General features: G+C 65.8%; 16 protein-coding genes. 12 read left to right on the top strand and 4 right to left on the bottom strand.

From position 1 onward, the window contains the following. The first annotated feature begins 3 nt into the window (after positions 1-3). From E5843_RS08555 to E5843_RS08500, 12 genes are all read left to right on the top strand, one after another. Positions 4-2,871 (top strand): type VI secretion system Vgr family protein, encoded by a 2,868-nt coding sequence (locus tag E5843_RS08555; protein ID WP_141065911.1) that lies wholly within the window; start codon positions 4-6, stop codon positions 2,869-2,871. Next, positions 2,868-3,665 carry a DUF4123 domain-containing protein gene (locus E5843_RS08550; protein ID WP_136412406.1) on the top strand — a complete coding sequence of 266 codons (798 nt, stop codon included), beginning with the start codon at positions 2,868-2,870 and terminating at the stop codon, positions 3,663-3,665. Before E5843_RS08555 ends, E5843_RS08550 begins: the two co-directional genes overlap by 4 nt. After that, the gene (locus E5843_RS14585) at positions 3,586-3,930 is read left to right on the top strand and encodes a DUF3304 domain-containing protein (RefSeq protein WP_136412405.1); all 345 of its coding nucleotides are present in this window, start codon (positions 3,586-3,588) and stop codon (positions 3,928-3,930) included. Before E5843_RS08550 ends, E5843_RS14585 begins: the two co-directional genes overlap by 80 nt. 440 nt (positions 3,931-4,370) lie before the next feature. After that, entirely contained in the window at positions 4,371-4,799 is a 429-nt protein-coding gene (locus E5843_RS08540) for a DUF3304 domain-containing protein (RefSeq protein WP_166815952.1), read from the top strand. Next, a complete protein-coding gene (locus E5843_RS08535) occupies positions 4,796-5,572 on the top strand; it encodes a DUF3304 domain-containing protein (RefSeq protein ID WP_141065910.1) in 777 nt (258 codons plus the stop codon). The genes E5843_RS08540 and E5843_RS08535 overlap by 4 nt, the downstream gene beginning before the upstream one ends. Next, positions 5,569-6,345 carry a DUF3304 domain-containing protein gene (locus E5843_RS08530; RefSeq protein WP_141065909.1) on the top strand — a complete coding sequence of 259 codons (777 nt, stop codon included), beginning with the start codon at positions 5,569-5,571 and terminating at the stop codon, positions 6,343-6,345. The genes E5843_RS08535 and E5843_RS08530 overlap by 4 nt, the downstream gene beginning before the upstream one ends. A gap of 116 nt (positions 6,346-6,461) precedes the next feature. Next, positions 6,462-8,177 carry a T6SS phospholipase effector Tle1-like catalytic domain-containing protein gene (locus tag E5843_RS08525; protein ID WP_208542747.1) on the top strand — a complete coding sequence of 572 codons (1,716 nt, stop codon included), beginning with the start codon at positions 6,462-6,464 and terminating at the stop codon, positions 8,175-8,177. A gap of 30 nt (positions 8,178-8,207) precedes the next feature. Next, positions 8,208-8,447, top strand: a complete 240-nt coding sequence (locus tag E5843_RS08520; protein ID WP_136412400.1) for a hypothetical protein — start codon at positions 8,208-8,210, stop codon at positions 8,445-8,447. A gap of 1 nt (position 8,448) precedes the next feature. Next, the gene (locus tag E5843_RS08515) at positions 8,449-9,492 is read left to right on the top strand and encodes a DUF6708 domain-containing protein (RefSeq protein ID WP_141065908.1); all 1,044 of its coding nucleotides are present in this window, start codon (positions 8,449-8,451) and stop codon (positions 9,490-9,492) included. Positions 9,493-9,615: 123 nt separating this feature from the next. Next, positions 9,616-10,026, top strand: a complete 411-nt coding sequence (locus E5843_RS08510) for a hypothetical protein (RefSeq protein WP_134673580.1) — start codon at positions 9,616-9,618, stop codon at positions 10,024-10,026. A gap of 204 nt (positions 10,027-10,230) precedes the next feature. Then, on the top strand, positions 10,231-11,220 hold the full coding sequence (locus E5843_RS08505; RefSeq protein WP_141065907.1) for a glutathione S-transferase family protein: 990 nt from the start codon (positions 10,231-10,233) through the stop codon (positions 11,218-11,220). A gap of 118 nt (positions 11,221-11,338) precedes the next feature. Further along, the gene (locus tag E5843_RS08500; protein ID WP_166815950.1) at positions 11,339-11,800 is read left to right on the top strand and encodes a DMT family transporter; all 462 of its coding nucleotides are present in this window, start codon (positions 11,339-11,341) and stop codon (positions 11,798-11,800) included. A gap of 135 nt (positions 11,801-11,935) precedes the next feature. Here E5843_RS08500 and E5843_RS08495 read toward each other — a convergent pair whose 3' ends face one another. Genes E5843_RS08495 through E5843_RS08480 form a run of 4 tightly spaced genes read right to left on the bottom strand, consistent with a single transcriptional unit; the run spans position 11,936 to position 15,895 of the window. After that, positions 11,936-12,955, bottom strand: a complete 1,020-nt coding sequence (locus E5843_RS08495) for a tetratricopeptide repeat protein (RefSeq protein WP_244240753.1) — start codon at positions 12,953-12,955, stop codon at positions 11,936-11,938. Beyond that, complete coding sequence (locus E5843_RS08490) at positions 12,955-13,407, bottom strand: cytochrome c-type biogenesis protein (protein ID WP_134673576.1); 453 nt, start codon at positions 13,405-13,407, stop codon at positions 12,955-12,957. Before E5843_RS08490 ends, E5843_RS08495 begins: the two co-directional genes overlap by 1 nt. Further along, on the bottom strand, positions 13,404-13,943 hold the full coding sequence (locus tag E5843_RS08485) for a DsbE family thiol:disulfide interchange protein (RefSeq protein ID WP_136412396.1): 540 nt from the start codon (positions 13,941-13,943) through the stop codon (positions 13,404-13,406). The genes E5843_RS08490 and E5843_RS08485 overlap by 4 nt, the downstream gene beginning before the upstream one ends. Continuing rightward, the gene (locus tag E5843_RS08480; RefSeq protein ID WP_141065906.1) at positions 13,940-15,895 is read right to left on the bottom strand and encodes a heme lyase CcmF/NrfE family subunit; all 1,956 of its coding nucleotides are present in this window, start codon (positions 15,893-15,895) and stop codon (positions 13,940-13,942) included. The genes E5843_RS08485 and E5843_RS08480 overlap by 4 nt, the downstream gene beginning before the upstream one ends. Positions 15,896-15,916: the final 21 nt, after the last annotated feature.

Here is a 15,916-nt window from a genome sequence, read left to right as displayed (position 1 = left end):
GACATGGATGCCGCTGCCACGCTCACTGCGTTACTCGCCGCCCCTGGGCAGCACGACCGGCTGCTGCGCTTGCATACCCCACTGGGCCCCGACGTGCTGGTCGTGGAGGCCTTCCATGGCAGCGAACGCGTGGGCGATGGCGGCTTCCGCTTCGAGATCACCGCACTGTCCGTTGACGCGCACCTGGACCTGGATGCGCTGCTCGGCAGGCCTGTCCTGCTGGAACTCCTGACCGCGGAATCCCGTTCGGTGCTGCGGCCATTCCATGGCCACGTGACCGCGTTCGAACAGCTCGGAAGCAACGGCGGACTGGCACGTTACCGGCTCGGTGTGGAGCCGTGGCTCGCCTTCCTCCGCCAACGGGTGGACAGCTACGTGTTCCAGGGGATGACCCTTGTCCAGATCGTGGAAGACGTCTTTGCCGACTACGTGGACGCCGGTGCCCTGGCACCCGCGTGGCGCTGGGATCTGCAGGATCCAGCCGTCTACCCGGTGCGCAGCCTGACGACGCAGTACCAGGAAAGCGATTTCGCTTTCATCGAGCGATTGCTCGCCGATGAAGGGCTGTTCTACTGGTTCGAGCATGCCGGTGCGCCCGGCAGTGACACGCTCGGCCGGCACACGCTGGTGATCGCGGACCACAACGAGGCCTGCACCGGACTCGGCTCGGTGCGTTACCACCGTGCGGATGCGACCGAGCGGGGTGACAGCGTGCAGGCATGGTCGCCGGCCCGACGGCTGCATGCCGCCCGCATCGCGCGTGCAAGCTGGGATTACCGCAGCCTGGGCATGCGTCCGGCCACCGCCGAAGACGACGCGGCCTTCGGCGATGCGTTCGCCGAGGACCTGGACACCGCGGGACCCTATGCGTGGTGCGACGCCTCGCATGGCGAGCGCTTGGCGCGTCGGCAGATTGAAGGCGCGCGGGCAGCAGCGCGCACCGGTTCGGGCAAGGGCACCTGGCGCCGGATGGCACCGGGTATGCGCTTTTCGGTGACGCAGCACCCGCAAGCCGGAGATGGCCTGCAGCTGTGTCTGGGTGTGGACCATGCCGCGCGCAACAACCTCGGTGCAGACGTGCTCGATGCGCTCGAGCAATCGCTGGGCCCGGTGGCGCTGCCGGGTCTCGACCTCCCGGAACATCTGGGTGGTCCGCTCCGGGCGCTGCGAGCGCCGTCCGCAGACCTGGCAGCCCCGCCGCAGAGGTCCGACCCTTGCGTGCGGGAAGAGGGAAGGCGTACGGATGGGCATGGCCCAGGAGGTGGAGCCTCGGCCGGTTTCAATGCCGCTCCCGACGACTTCTACCGCAACACCTTCATCATGTTGCCCGCGGATATCACCTATCGCCCGTGCACGCTGGATCACGGAGGCCGCATCCACCCCAGGCCGACCGTCCACGGCACCCAGAGTGCGATCGTCGTCAGTGACGATGCGCCGTTGACGACGGATCGCGACCACCGGATCAAGGTGCAGTTCCCCTGGCAGCGCGGTGGCGACGCCAGCGCTGTCCTTGCACACCCCGGTGGCGAAGACAATGCGCCCGGCGACGACAGTGCGTGGACATGGGTGCGCGTCGCCACGCCGTGGGCCGGTGACAACTGGGGTGGTGTGGTTGTGCCGCGAAAAGGGCAGGAAGTGCTGGTGGCCTTTCTCGAAGGGGATATCGATCGGCCCGTGGTCGTCGGCAGCGTCTACAACGGCCGTGGCCAGCCCGACGCGCCGCGCAACAGCGTGAGTGGTGGAGGCGCGGGTGCCACCGGCAATGCTGCGGCCTGGTTCGATGGCAACGATCACGCCGCGGTCTACACCGGTTTCAAATCGCAGGCCCTGGCGAGCAGCCAGCAGGGCACGGGTGGATACCAGCTGCTGCGCTTCGACGACACGCCAGGGCAAGGTCGCGCCCAAGCTGCAACCACGCAGCATGCGACCACGTTGACGCTTGGCCACCTGAAGGGCGGCGAGGACAACGTGCGCGAGATCGAACGGGGTTTTGGCGCCGAGCTCTCCACGCAGGCCAATGGTGCCATCCGCGCCGGCAGCGGCCTGCTGCTCACCGCCGAACCCGGCCAGCAGCAGCTTGCGGCGCGCCAGGCGCTCGGCCAGCTGGCTGCCAGCGCGGAACTCACGACCGCGCTGGCCGAAACCTCGACCAACCAGCAGGCCGGTCTTCCCGACGAACCCGCACCGCTCGCCGTGCAGCGAAGGCAGGAAACGCTGCAGGGCAACCTGATGGCGGCCCAGCACGGCAATGACGCCTCCACAGGTGGAGATGTGCGAATTGGCGGCGGCGAGGGCCAGGCTCCGGGATGGAGCGCCCCGCACATGCTCGCCGCCGGTGCGGACGGCGTCATGGCCCTCACACCGGCGGGCCAGGCGTGGGTCTCCGGTACACAGACCGCTATGGTTGCTGGCACCGACCTGGACTGGATGAGCCAGGCCAGCCACGTCACCGCCGTCGCCGGCGGCATCGCACTGTTCGCCCAGGGCGGCGATCCGCCGAACGGCAAACCCAATCGCGAGACCGGCATCGCCCTGCATGCCGCCCAGGGCACGGTGAGTGTCCGCGCGCACCGCAACGTGGCCAAGGTCGCCGCGAAGACAAAGATCACCGTCGCCAGCACCCAGGCTGACGTCGAGATCGCAGCTCCAGCAAGACATGTGCTACTGACCGCGCAGGGCGCCTACTTAAAGATCGAGGGTGACAACATCGAGCTGGGTGCGCCGGGGGTGGTCGAGTTCAAGGCAAGCATTCGGGAACTGACGGGGCCGAAAAGCTTCACTTCCGAACTGCCGCCGCTGTCGCAAAGCGAATTCTGCGTACCGTGCTTCTTCGCGGCGGCGCGGTGGGGCGGCGCACTCGTGCCGGCATGAGCAGCCAGTTCGCACACGCCGGATTCGCGCTGTTCGATGCGGCAATCGTGCCGCTGAACGACATCCTGGCGGTCGTCAACGATGGTGTTTCCGACTGCTGTTTGTATGCGGCGTCGGGAGAGGAGGCGTCACGGGTCTCGCCGTGGCTGTTGGCGGATGCCGCGCAGACACGCGCGCTGATGGACACGATGCGCGGCAACCCGCGATACGCGGCCGGTGCGACCTGGCTGGGCACGGACGTGGCGTTCGACACGATGGCGCGGCACCTGCGCAACCTGGGGCAGATACACGCGAACGGAAAGCGCTATTACCTGCGATACGCCGATGGGCGCGCATGGGCGGACACCTGGTCGGTGCTGGGCCCCGATCAGCGGCAGGCAGTGCTGGGGCCAGTCAAGGAATGGGATAGCCATGCAATCGAGCGGTGCGCTTTCCGGTCTCCGTCCGGTGTGGACGCCGCAGCGTCGCTTCCACTACGCCTGACCCGGGTCCAATGGACCAACTTGCTTCGCGCGCAGCGCGATACACACCGCTGCATCGAATGGCTGAGCCGACAGGCCGCCCTCGCAAGCAGCTATTCCGGAGCTGACCTCCTGGCTTTGGCCCGCCGGACAGGCGAGTGGCTGCAGCAACTGGGCCCTCTGGGGCCCGAAGTGATGCGCGCGGCGGGCATTGCTGCGCTGCGCAGCGGAGGCCGGGTATTCGAGGAAGGCGATGCGTTCTCCCAGGCCGTACGTCGCAGCTCAACACCATCGGATTACGAAGCACTGCGGTCTTGGGGTTCGTATGCCTAGTCGAGTGGGTGCCGGGAATGGTGCAGGACGTGCTGGAGGTGGCGGAGGCACCGTCTGTTGCGTCGTTCTGCCGGCGGAGTGGCAGGAGACACTGCGCGTGCGCGTGGAGTGGGTAGAACAGAATTGGCGCGACTGCAGCTATCGGCTGCGGCAGCGCGAGGTGGCGGTAGCGCCCTACGAAGAGCCCGGGCGATTGTGGGTGCACTTCCTGGCAGATGACTCGATGCAACTCGTGGTCTTAAACGTTGGAACCCGGAATACATAGGCCCGGATGATCCAATCCCCCGGAAGTTCCCATGGCACGATTGGCCAGCAGATTCACACTGCAAACGACAATGGACAGAGGTCGATGAGCCATGAGTAATCCGGAAGGCCGCGGTTACGGCGCGTCAGGGTCACCGCAGATTAGAAGCGGTAGCCCGACTTTGAAGTTGTACAGGTTGCGGCGGTCTGCATTGCTGGTACGCACGCGCGATGCCGCTGCGTATCGGGTGGCTCTTCGGCCTGCATGGCAACACCGCGGACTGGTTGGGGGGAGGCTTAAAAGACAGCCGGAACGAAGCGGCCTACGCGTACGAAAAGGCGCTATGACAATTGAAAGCGGTCAAGCCTGTAATGCATTGCGTAGTCATGATCTCGTTGCTACTGGCTCTCTTGGGAGCGGGTGGCTGCCAAGCGCAGTCACCCGCTACGCCGAAGGAGTCGATGATCGGTGCCGCCATAACCGGCATCGACCATCTGGCCGACCATCTGAGCGTGCAGCAGTTTTCGGTGGATGGTTACAACGCGGCGCGGGCAGGGGAAGGCGGAAGCACCGTTTGTTGCGCGATGTTGCCGGCCCAGTGGCGACCCGACCTGATTGTGCGCGTGGAATGGGTTGAGCAAAACTGGCGCGACTGCAGCTACCGGAATCGGCAGCGTGAAGTGGCGGTTGATCGGTATGACGAAGCCGGACAGATCTGGGTTCATTTACTCGTAGACGATTCAATCAGAGTCGTTGCGTCAGGGCGACATGGACCTCGAAGTGAAAGCTATTCTGGCCCGCGTGACTCCATTCCATACAAGCATCCGTGGCACGAGTATCCGGCCGATACGCACTGCAAGCGTCAATGGACTGAGGACACGACGCCATGAGTACGCTTGAGGGTGGCGATCACAGTGCGGCGCGGTCGGCGCCTGATGAGAGCGGCATTCCCACACTGGAGGTGGTGCAGGTCACACGCTGCGACATACCGGACGGAACGTTGCGAGATGCCGTTGCATATCGGCCTGTTCTTCGATCGGGCCGGAACGTCGCGGACTGGTCAGGGGAAGGCCCAACGGATAGCCAAACGCGGCGGCATACGCGTAGGAAAGGCGCTATGACACTTAAAACGGCGATCACGCCTGTAATGCGTTCGATGGTCACGATCGCGTTGCTTTTGGTTGTCTCGGTAGTCGGTGGCTGTCAAGCACAGCCGCCCGCCCCACCGAAGGAATCCATGATTGGTGTGGCGATCACCGGCATCGACCATCTGGCCGATCACCTGAGCGTTCAGGACTTTTCGGCAGCAGGCTATGGAGCCGGTAGTGCGGGAGGCGGTGGAGGGGCGGTGTGTTGCGCGATGCTTCCGGTCGAGTGGCGACCGGATATGCGTGTGCTGGTGGAGTGGGTGGACCAGAACTGGCGCGACTGCAGTTATCGTCGGAGGCAGCGGGAAGTCCCGGTAGACCTGTACAAAGAACCAGGGCGATTGCGGGTGCATTTCCTGGCTGATGACAAAGTCCGGGTGGTAGTTGCCAATGTCGGACCGCGACACTCCGGCTATCCCGGTCCTCGCGAACCCATCGCATACAAGGCTCCATGGCACGACTATCCCGCAGATACGCACTGCAACCTTCAATGGACTGAGGACACCACGCCATGAGCACGCTTGAGGGTGGCGCTTACAGTGCGGCGTGGTCGCCGTCTATCGAGAGTGGCATCTCCACACTGGATATCGTGCAGGTCACGGCCATGGCATGCCGGCCGGAACGTCGCGAGATGCCGTTGCATATCGGTTTGTTCTTCGACCGGACCGGCAACACGGCGGACTGGTTAGGGAGAGGTTCAACGGACAGCCAGACGCAGCGGTATACGCGTACGGAAGGCGCTATGACACTTGAGACAGTGGTCAAGCCTGTGATGCGTTCGGTAGTTATGATCGCGTTGTTACTGGCTTTCTTGGGAGCGGGTGGCTGCCAAGCGCAGCCTGCCACTCCGCCGAAGGAGCCGATGATCGGCGTTGCCATCACCGGAATCGACCATTTGGCCGACCATCTGAGCGTGCAGGAGTTTTCGGTGGATGGTTACAACGCGGCACAGGCCGGGAAGGGGGGGCGGTCGGTTTGTTGCGCGATGGTGCCGGCCCAGTGGCGGCCGGATATGCGCGTGTTGGTGGAATGGGTTGAACAGAACTGGCGCGACTGCAGCTATCGGCGACGGCAACGCGAAGTGACCGTAGCCCCCTACGAAGAGGCAGGGCGACTGTGGGTACACTTCCTGGCAGATGACTCGATGCAACTCGTGGTTTCAAACGTTGGGCCGGGGAACCCCGAATATCTCGGGCCGGATGATCCAATCCCCCGGAAGTTCCCGTGGCACGATTGGCCCGCAGATTCACATTGCAAACGACAATGGATAGAGGTCGATGAGCCATGAGTAATCGGGAAGGCAACGGTTATGGGGTGTCCGGCTCTCCGCCGGTGGAAAGTGGTTTCCCGACTTTGGACGTTGTTCGGGTTGTCGCTGCCGCCTGCAGGCCGGAACGCTGCGAGATGCCGTTGCACATCAGTCTGTTCTTCGACGGTACAGGCAATAACGCGGACTGGGTAGAGAAGGGCTCCGCTGGCAGCCAGAAACAGCGCCAGAAGGACAGCAACGTCTATCGCCTGTTCACTGCCTACCCGGAAGATCCTTATGGTGGCTACTTTCCAATGTACGTCCCGGGCGTCGGGACGCCGTTTCCGGAGATCGGAGAGCGAGAGTCGACCACCTCTGGCGCTGCTTTCGGTGCGGGTGGTGATGGGCGCATCAACTACGGGTTGTTGCATGTGTTGAATTCTGTGCATGCGTTCGTGGCTTCCAATGCGCCTGTGTTTGATGCGAACACGGTAATGGCCCTCTGCCGCAATGGGGTCAGGAACATGCGCCCCGCCGGTGGGTCCGTCATGTCGCCGTCGACTCGGCTCGAGCGTGACCCACTGCCGCCCGGCGACGAGGCAGTCCTCCGCAAGGTGGGCATGGACGCCAAGGGCGGGCTTTTGCGGAGTGGGCAAAGCGGGCAGGGTGATCGCCAGCGAACGGAGTTCCTGCGGCTGTGGGCGGACAGGATCGCCGAGCGCGTTCTGTCGCCGAAGGCCAAGCCGCAGGTCACCGAGATTTTCATTGATGTCTTCGGCTTTTCCCGTGGCGCAGCCGAGGCGCGGGTGTTCTGCTCCTGGCTGTTGGAGCTGATGCCGGATGGCAAGCTGTGCGGCGTACCGGCTCAGATCCGATTCCTCGGCGTCTTCGACACGGTTGCTTCAGTAGGCGCGCCGCATTCCGCGCCCCTGATCGGTGGGCTGAGCGACGGGCATCTGGATTGGGCCCGTCCCGAGTTCCTGCGTGTTTCGCCGCAAGTGCGCAACTGCGTGCACTACGTGGCGATGCATGAGAACCGCGCGTCGTTTCCACTGGATTTCCTGGTTCATCCGTTGCCCGCTCATTTCACCGAGCACGCGCTGCCCGGGATGCACTCGGACGTGGGTGGCGGCTATACGCCGCAGGACCAGGGCCGCGGGCCGGATGGCCTGGACAGCCAGAAGCTGTCGCAGATGCCTCTGGACTACATGTACAACGCGGCCGAGGCCGCCGGCGTCCCGTTGGACAAGGCCGCGGCGGCAGTGGGTGCAACAGATCCTTTCGAAGTCCATCCTGCCCTGCGCGCCGCATATACCGCCTTTCTTGCCGAACAGCCGGCCGGCGGCCGCCCGATCCGGGAATGGCTGCTGCCCTACCTGGCATGGCGCTACCAGGTGCGCGATCGCTATGCGGATCTGGCCTGGCGCAAGCGTCTGCCGGCGGGCGGCACCAAGGACCTGGAGGACCTGGACGGTGCGAATCGGCTGTTGCATGGCGATGTCGCGGCTCTGGATGCAAGCGACGGTCTGCTTGAGCAGGGGCGCAATTTCACAATGGACGCAATTCCAGTCACCCGTCCCTTCAGCCCGAATCGCAGGCTGGCGCTGCTCGAGCCCGAGGCCCGTGAGCTTCTGAGGCGCATCCGTGCGCAACCTGCAACGTCTGCGGCGCTGGAGGATCTGTTTGCCAACTATGTCCACGACTCCTACGCAGGTTTCCGCCCGTTCGATTTCCCGTACTTCGGCCTCTCGCGTGGCGGTGGCTGGGAGACGCCCGGCTATCTGCGGTACCGACGCTGGTATCGAGGAGACAACAAGGCGCTCACCCAGCATGTTCTAGATCCAGAGGAGCAGCGTCCTCAGCTGGCGTAGCGGTGTTCGGGTGGAAGTGGAGTTGCTTTGGTGAGTGCTGCATTTGCATTCAGTATGCTGGGAGTTTGGTTGTTTGGCGCCGCCGCCACTGGTGTAGGCGTCGTGTTGGGGGTGCTTGTTGTCGTCATCGCAGTTCTGATCGAAGTGTTCAAAGACAACACGATGCAGGACTGGCTGGAGCGCTGCTACTTCGGCGTTTTTGAATCTGGAAAGCGCTATCAAGGTGCACAGCAGGAGATGAGTGAGCTCAGGTTGGCGGTGGCCGGCTGATATGGACTATGCAGGCCTTGATTACCGCAACATCCGGTTTCCGGTTGACCGACAGTTGACCGATAAGGAGCGCATGCATCGCTATCGACAAAGTTCGATAAGCGAAGCTCCGCCGATGGAGTTCCTGTCGGTCACCAGGATAACTAGTCGCTATATCGAGTTGGTGGATCGCTGGTATCCGATCAAGGGATTCAATACTTGGCTCGGGGCAACTCTTGCGGGGACATCCTTGTTTCTATGCGGCCTCATGATCCTGGCCTTCTTCTTGGCGCCTGCGGCTGGTCAGAGCGAGGCACTGTGGTTCATGGTGATCGTCTTGCTTCCGATCTGCCTCGGGATGGTCTGGGGGAGCGGGTGGTTGATCCGCACCGAATGCGGTCGCTGGACCCACTACCCAATGCGCCTGAACCGCCAAACCCGGCAGGTGCACGTATTCCGTCAGGACGGAACGGTGCTGACAGTGCCGTGGGACGACCTGTTCATCACGCTCGGTACCGCCAGGGCGCCGTTGAGCGGCACCACCTACGATCTGCGCGCACATGTGCTTGATACCGACGGTGCAACGGTGCGCGAGTCATTCACTCTTGGCTATCCATCGCCGCTTGGGAATGCCGAGTCCATCGACAAGTTCTGGGCTTTCCTGCAGCCGTACATGGAAGCCCCGGGCGGCGTGGAGCGAACGTACCGCCACCTCAAGGAAGGCGGTTATCTGGTTCCGGTCGATGGCCGCAAGGAAGGTTGGCGCTGGAGCATTGCGCGCAGTTTCATGCTTGCGGCGCCTTGGCCGTGGCTGCAGTTTCTGGGGTCGCCATTTCTGGGCTTGAATGCTGTCGGCCGCATGGTTGCGATGTGGACGAGCAAGGTGCCCAGGTGGCCGGATGATGTCGAGATGACCAGCAAAGTCGAGAGGAGCGACCCTTATGTGCTGACCTGGCGCGACAACGCTCCGCTTGGTTGGTGGGAGCTGTACTGGCCACTGATCTGCACGGCGCTGGGCGTGGGCACGTTCGCTGGCGTGATTGCATCGATTCTTCTCACCAGTTGAGGCAATTCGCAGCCGACCTTCCAACTTGGGGGCGCAAGGCGTACCGACGGGATGGGAGCGCAGCGGGGAGCGATAGAATCACTCGCCGCCATCCCGGCGGCTGGGGAGCAACAAGGAAAGGTTATGCAGAAGAAGCTTTGGATGCGCGGTGCTGCGCTGGGGTGTGCGCTGGTGATGACAGGGGTGGTGTCGGCACAGGACCGGGAAGTGCGCGAGGTCGAGTCGCAGGACGGCTCGTATACGGGCGAGATCGTCGGAACGCCCGCGGAGGGCAGCAAGTTCGCGCGGCTGCAGATCGGCATGAGCATGCAGGACGTCCAGGAAGTCATGGACGGCACGCCCGACCGGTTCCATACCTACGAATCCGGCAAGCGCTGGATTCCGTTCTACTTCGGCAACGACGCGACGCGCATGCAGGTGCTGTTCCGCGGCGAGGGCTGCCTGATCTTCACCGGCGGCAACGTGTGGGGCGGCGCCGGCGGCGACCTGATCCAGATCGACGTCGATCCTTCGGGCGAGTGTTACCAGCCCTGACGGCCGGGCGGTGCTGCACCGCCCACGCCCGGGACCCGTACTGCCAACCCGGTGCGGGTCCCGTGTTTAGTGGTTCGTTGGCACGTGGCGTCCCGGACGATGCAGTTCCGGTGCATGACGCATGCTGGGCCAGCACCGACGGACACTGCCTTGACGCCCCGGCGGCGATGATGCGCGCTGATTCCGCTGGAGCTCGCCATCGCCATGGGCATGCTGGTCGAAGGAAACTGGAAGTCCGATGTCGACAGACTGGTCGACGCATCGGGCGCGCTTCAGCGGCCCTCGTCCGTCCTCCGCAACTGGGTTACGCCGGATGGCAGCGCGGGCCCCACCGGTGAGGGCGGCTTCAAGGCGGAGTCGGGCCGCTACCACCTGTACGTGGCGCGGGCCTGTCCGTGGGCGCACCGCACGACCATCTTCCGTGAGCTGAAGGGCCTGCAGGAACACATCGGGCTGTCGGTTACCCATTGGCTGATGGCCGACGACGGCTGGACGTTCACCCCCGCGCCGGGCGTGGTGGCGGATTCCGTCAACGGGGTCGCTACGGTCTGGCAGCTCTACGCACTTTCCGAGCCCGGCTACACCGGTCGCGTCACGGTGCCGGTGCTGTGGGACAGGCACACGTCGCGGATCGTCTCCAACGAATCCGCCGACATCATCCGCATGTTCAACAGTGCATTCGATGGCGTGCGTGCCACCGATGGTGACTACGCGCCCGCGGCGTTGCTGGAGGAGATCGACGGCATCAACGACCGGATCTATGCCGGTCTGAACAATGGGGTCTACCGCGCAGGGTTCGCGCGCAGCCAGGAGGCGTACGACAGCGCGGTCGCCGAAGTCTTCGACACCCTCGACTGGCTGGAGGAGCTGTTGTCGCGGCAGACATTCCTGTGTGGCGACCGGCTGACCGAGGCGGACTGGCGCCTGTTCACCACGCTGCTGCGCTTCGACCTCGTCTACCACGGCCATTTCAAATGCAACCTGCGGCGGCTGGTGGATTACCCGGCACTGTGGTCCTACACGCGTGAGTTGCATGCGCATCCGGCGGTGGCGCCGACGGTGGATATCGCGCACATCAAGCGGCACTACTACCAGAGCCATCGGCACATCAATCCGACCGGTGTGGTGCCGGCCGGACCCGATGCCGACTTCGACTCACCGCCCAGCCGTGCGCATGCCGCCTCATGGGCGTGATCCCGGAGCAGCGTGCATCCGGGAAGGCGGTGCCGGCCGGCTCGCCCATGGCGGCCAGCTGTTCGCGAATCGAGCAGGACGCGCGCAGGGTACCCATGGCCATCGAGCGGAGTCCCGCATGAACCCCTGGGTGCTCGGCGGCGCTGCGCTCGCGGTGCTGATCGGCGCGGTGTTGCCGCTGCAGGCGCTGGTCAACGCGCGGCTCGGGCAGGAGACCAGCGGCGCGCTGTTCGCGTCGTTCGTGTCGTTCCTGGTTGGCACGATCATGCTGGCCGTCGCCCTGGTCGCGGCCCGGGTGCGCTGGCCGACCATGTCGGTGATGTCCGACATGCCGGGCTGGATCTGGATGGGCGGGCTGATTGGTGCGATCTACGTGCTGAGCGCGACCGTCCTCGTGCCGCGGATCGGAGCGGCGTCGCTGATCTGCCTGATCGTCCTCGGCCAGCTGGTCGGATCGCTGCTGATGGACCATTACGGCGTGCTGTCCGACGTGCGGCCGATCGATACGATGCGGGTGGTCGGCGCGGTGCTGGTGGCCGTGGGAGCCGTGCTTGTCGTCCGGCCCTGGGCGGCGGCGTAGGTCCGCTTGGCGCCCAGCTACGGGCTCCGTTCCGGGCTACGCGTGAGCGCTGCAGGGAGGTGCATCCGTGGCTTGTTCCGGCTCCACTTCGGATGCGCTGCGCTTATCCGGGCTACAGCTCGCCGCTCCCTCGCGCTAGCGGCCCCGGGGCGCTGCACCGAGCACGAGTTCCACGGCATCCGTCGCGGGCAGCCGCACGCGTACCGGTGCACTCGACAGGTCAGCCTCCTGCGGCGTGGCCGAACCACTCGACGAGATCCGTGCGAGTACCTCCACCTCCGGCAGCGCCGACAGCGGCTGGGTCGGCATCGGGCTGTCGGCGTCGCCGAGCACGATGTCGAGTGGCAGGTCGGCGACCGTATGGCGTTGTGCGGCAACCGGCATCGGCACGCCCGGTGAGCGGGCGATGACGAACACCACGGCAGCGGGGTCAAGGCGTACGCGGGCCGCGAATTCGGGGTCCAGTGCGACGCGAACGTGCAGACCATCATCAGCGGCCGTTGGATCTTCGCGCTGCGCCATGGGCGGCAACGGGTCGAGGCCGGCGCTGGCACGCGCGTCATCGACCTGCGCCCTCAGCCCGGCCGCGGCGTCGCCACCGAGCGTGGCGAGCAGCGGCTCCCAGGTGGACGCGGCCTCGGCGTTGCGGCCGGCCTGGCGATAGGCGATGCCGAGGAACAGGCGGGCGCGTTGCTGTGTCGGGTCGAGCCCGAGGACGTGCTCCAGGACCTCGACCGCCTCATCGTCGAAACGCCGCTGTGCATCCGCGCGGGAACGCGATTCGGCATATTCGGTCTGCAGGCCGAGGTCCTCCGGATCCAGGCGTGCCGCGCGCGCAAAGGCATCGCGTGCCTCGACCATGCGTTCCTGCTGCTGCAACGCGCGGCCGAGCAGGCGCCAGCCCTCGACCTGGCGCGGATCACGCTCGAGATCGGCCTGCAACTGGGTGATCGCCTCCTCGAGCGTTTCCGGGGCGCGGCGCTGTGCCGGGTCCAGCCCTGCCGGCGTGCCGACCAGCTGGTACAGGCTCAGCGCCATCACCGGGATGGCGACGACGAGGCCCGCAAACAGCGCCCGCGAGCCGCGCAGCGGCCACGCCAGCACCACCGTGGCAACCAGCGCCAGCAGGGTGGCGAGCACGAGATACGGACCCATCACCACTCCTGCGTGTCGTCGTGCGGAACCACGCCGTCGCGGCTGCGGCTGCGCACGATGCGCCAGACCACCACGCCACCACCCAGCAGCAGCAGCGCGGGGCCGAACCACAGCACGAAGGTGGCGGCACCCACCCGCGGCCGGTACAGCACGAACTCGCCATAGCGGTCGACCAGGTGCTGGCGGATCTCGGCATCGCCGAGCCCGCGACGCATCAGCACGAGCACTTCGCGGCGGAGGTCATGGGCGATCTGCGCATTGGAATCGGCCAGCGACTGGTTCTGGCACATCACGCAACGCAGCTCGGCGATCAGGCCGCGGAAGCGCTTTTCCTCGACCGGATCGACGAATTCCAGCGGCGTCGGATCCTGTGCCGCCTGCGCATGCGCGGAGGGCAGCGGGATCGCCGCAAACAGCACGGTCCACAGCAGCGCGAGCACGAACGTCCTCATCCGCCGACCGCGTCCAGCGCCGGCAGCAGTTGCTCGCGCACGGTGTCGTCGGTCATCGGGCCCACGTGCTTCCAGCGCACGATGCCGTCGGCATCGACCAGGAAGGTCTCGGGCGCGCCGTAGATGCCCCACTCGATGGCGCTATGGCCTTCGTAATCCACCAGCACCACCCAGTACGGGTTGCCGAACTGCTCCAGCCAGCGCAGTGCGTCGGCACGTTCGTCCTTCCAGTTGTAGCCCACCACGCGCACGCGGCGCGTTTCGGCGAAGCGGGTCAGCACGCCGTGCTCCTCGCGGCAGCCGGGGCACCAGCTGCCCCACACATTGAGCAGGTAGGGCGAACCGCGCAGGTCGGCGTCGGTGACCAGCCGTCCGGCCTCATGCAGGACCGGCAGGCGGAACGCGGGCGCCGGTTTGCCGATCAGTGGCGAGGGCAGGGCGTCGCGATCGGGATTGCGGCTCAGCCACACGCCGGCGGCGAGCAGGGCGGCTACCAGGCCGAACACCGCGAGTGGCAACCAGCGCTGCAGCTTCATGGCGTGCCCCGTTCCGGCGTGGCAGCGCCGGTAGTCGCGGGACGGCGCGGGGCGACGCGGAAGCGACGGTCGAAGGCGGTGACCAGCCCGCCCAGTGCCATCAACGCCGCGCCGGTCCAGATCCAGCGCACGAACGGTTTGACGTGCACGCGCACCGCCCAGGCCTCGTCGCCCAACGGTTCACCCAGCGCCACGTAGACATCGCCAAGGACACCCGGGCGAATCGCTGCCTCGGTCATGACCTGGCCGCCGCTGGCGTAGTGGCGCTTCTCCGGATGCATCACCGCGATCTCACGATCGTCGCGCGACATCACCACGCGGCCGCGGTCGGCCATGTAGTTGGGGCCGGGCACGCGCTCGACGCCTTCGAAGCGGAATGCGTCGCGACCCATTTCCAGCGTCTGCCCGGGACGCAGCGCCACTTCGCGCTGCATGTTCATCGCCTCCACCAGCAGGGCGCCGACCACGAACACCGCGATGCCGGCGTGGGCCAGCAGCATGCCGACCAGCTCCGGGGTGAAACGCCCCCTGCCACGGATCCGCGTCCAGGTGAAATACACCGTGCCGACGCCGACCCACAGCGCACCCGCCACGCCCAGGGCGACCTTCCACGCACCCTGCGGCGCCATGAAATAGCCGAACGCGCCGGCCACCAGCGCCAGCACCAGCCACGGCCGCGCGATGCGCAGCAGGCGCGGGGCCTCGTCGCGTTGCCAGCGGGTGAGCGGGCCGAAGGGCAGCAGCAGCACCAGCGGTGCCATCAGCAGCAGGAACAGCAGGCCGAAGTAGGGCGGGCCGACCGAGATCTTGCCGAGGTCGAGCGCGTCGGCCAGCAGCGGGTATAGCGTGCCCAGCAGCACCATCGCGCAGGCGGCGACCAGCAGCAGGTTGTTGAGCAGCAGCAGCGTCTCGCGCGAGGTGCCCGTGAACGGTTTGCCGTTTTCGACATCCGGCGCGCGCAGGGCGTACAGCAGCAGCGAGCCGCCGACCACGATGCCGAGGAAGACCAGGATGAACAGACCGCGCGCCGGGTCGGCGGCGAAGCTGTGCACGCTGGTCAGCACGCCCGAACGCACCAGGAACGCGCCCAGCAGCGACAGCGAGAACGTGGCGATCGCCAGCAGCAGCGTCCAGCCGCGGAAGCTGCCGCGCTTCTCCGTCGCGGCCTGCGAATGGATCAACGCGGCACCGGCCAGCCACGGCATGAAGCTGGCGTTCTCGACCGGATCCCAGAACCACCAGCCACCCCAGCCGAGTTCGTAGTACGCCCACCAGCTGCCGAGCGCGATGCCGACGGTGAGGAAGGCCCAGGCCACGTTGGTCCACGGTCGCGTCCAGCGCAGCCAGCGCGCATCCACCCGGCCATCCAGCAGCGCGGCGATGGCGAATGCGAACGGCACCACGAAGCCGGCATAGCCCACGTACAGCAGCGGCGGATGCACGATCATCCCCGGGTCCTGCAGCAGCGGGTTGAGGTCGCGGCCTTCCATCGCCGCCGGCAACAGCCGCTCGAACGGATTGCTGGTGAACACCAGGAAGGCGATGAAGCCGAACGACACCGCGCCCATCACCGCCAGCACCCGTGCGATCACCACCGGCGGCAGGTTGCGCGACCACAGCGCGACCGCGCCGTTCCACAGCGCGATGATCAGCACCCAGAACAGCAGCGAACCTTCGTGGTTGCCCCACACCGCGGTGATCCGGTAGACCAGCGGCAACAGCGTGTTGGAGTTCTCGGCGACGTATCGCACCGAGAAGTCCTGCGCCACGAACGCCCAGGTCAGGATCAGATAGGCGATGAAGACCAGCGCCAGCTGCACATGGGCGGCGGGACGTGCGGTCCGCATCCACGACGGAATGCCGCGCTGCGCACCGAGCAGCGGCAGCGTCGCCTGCATCAGCGATGCGATCAGTGCCAGCAGCAGGGCGACCTGGCCGAGTTCAGGCAGCATCGTGCGATCCGGTGGCGGTCC

Origin of the sequence: Luteimonas yindakuii (assembly GCF_004803715.2) — a bacterium.
In the GTDB taxonomy this organism is placed as follows: Bacteria; Pseudomonadota; Gammaproteobacteria; order Xanthomonadales; family Xanthomonadaceae; genus Luteimonas; species Luteimonas yindakuii.
Note: the sequence above shows the minus strand (reverse complement) of the source record. Positions and strands in the feature narration are given on the sequence as shown.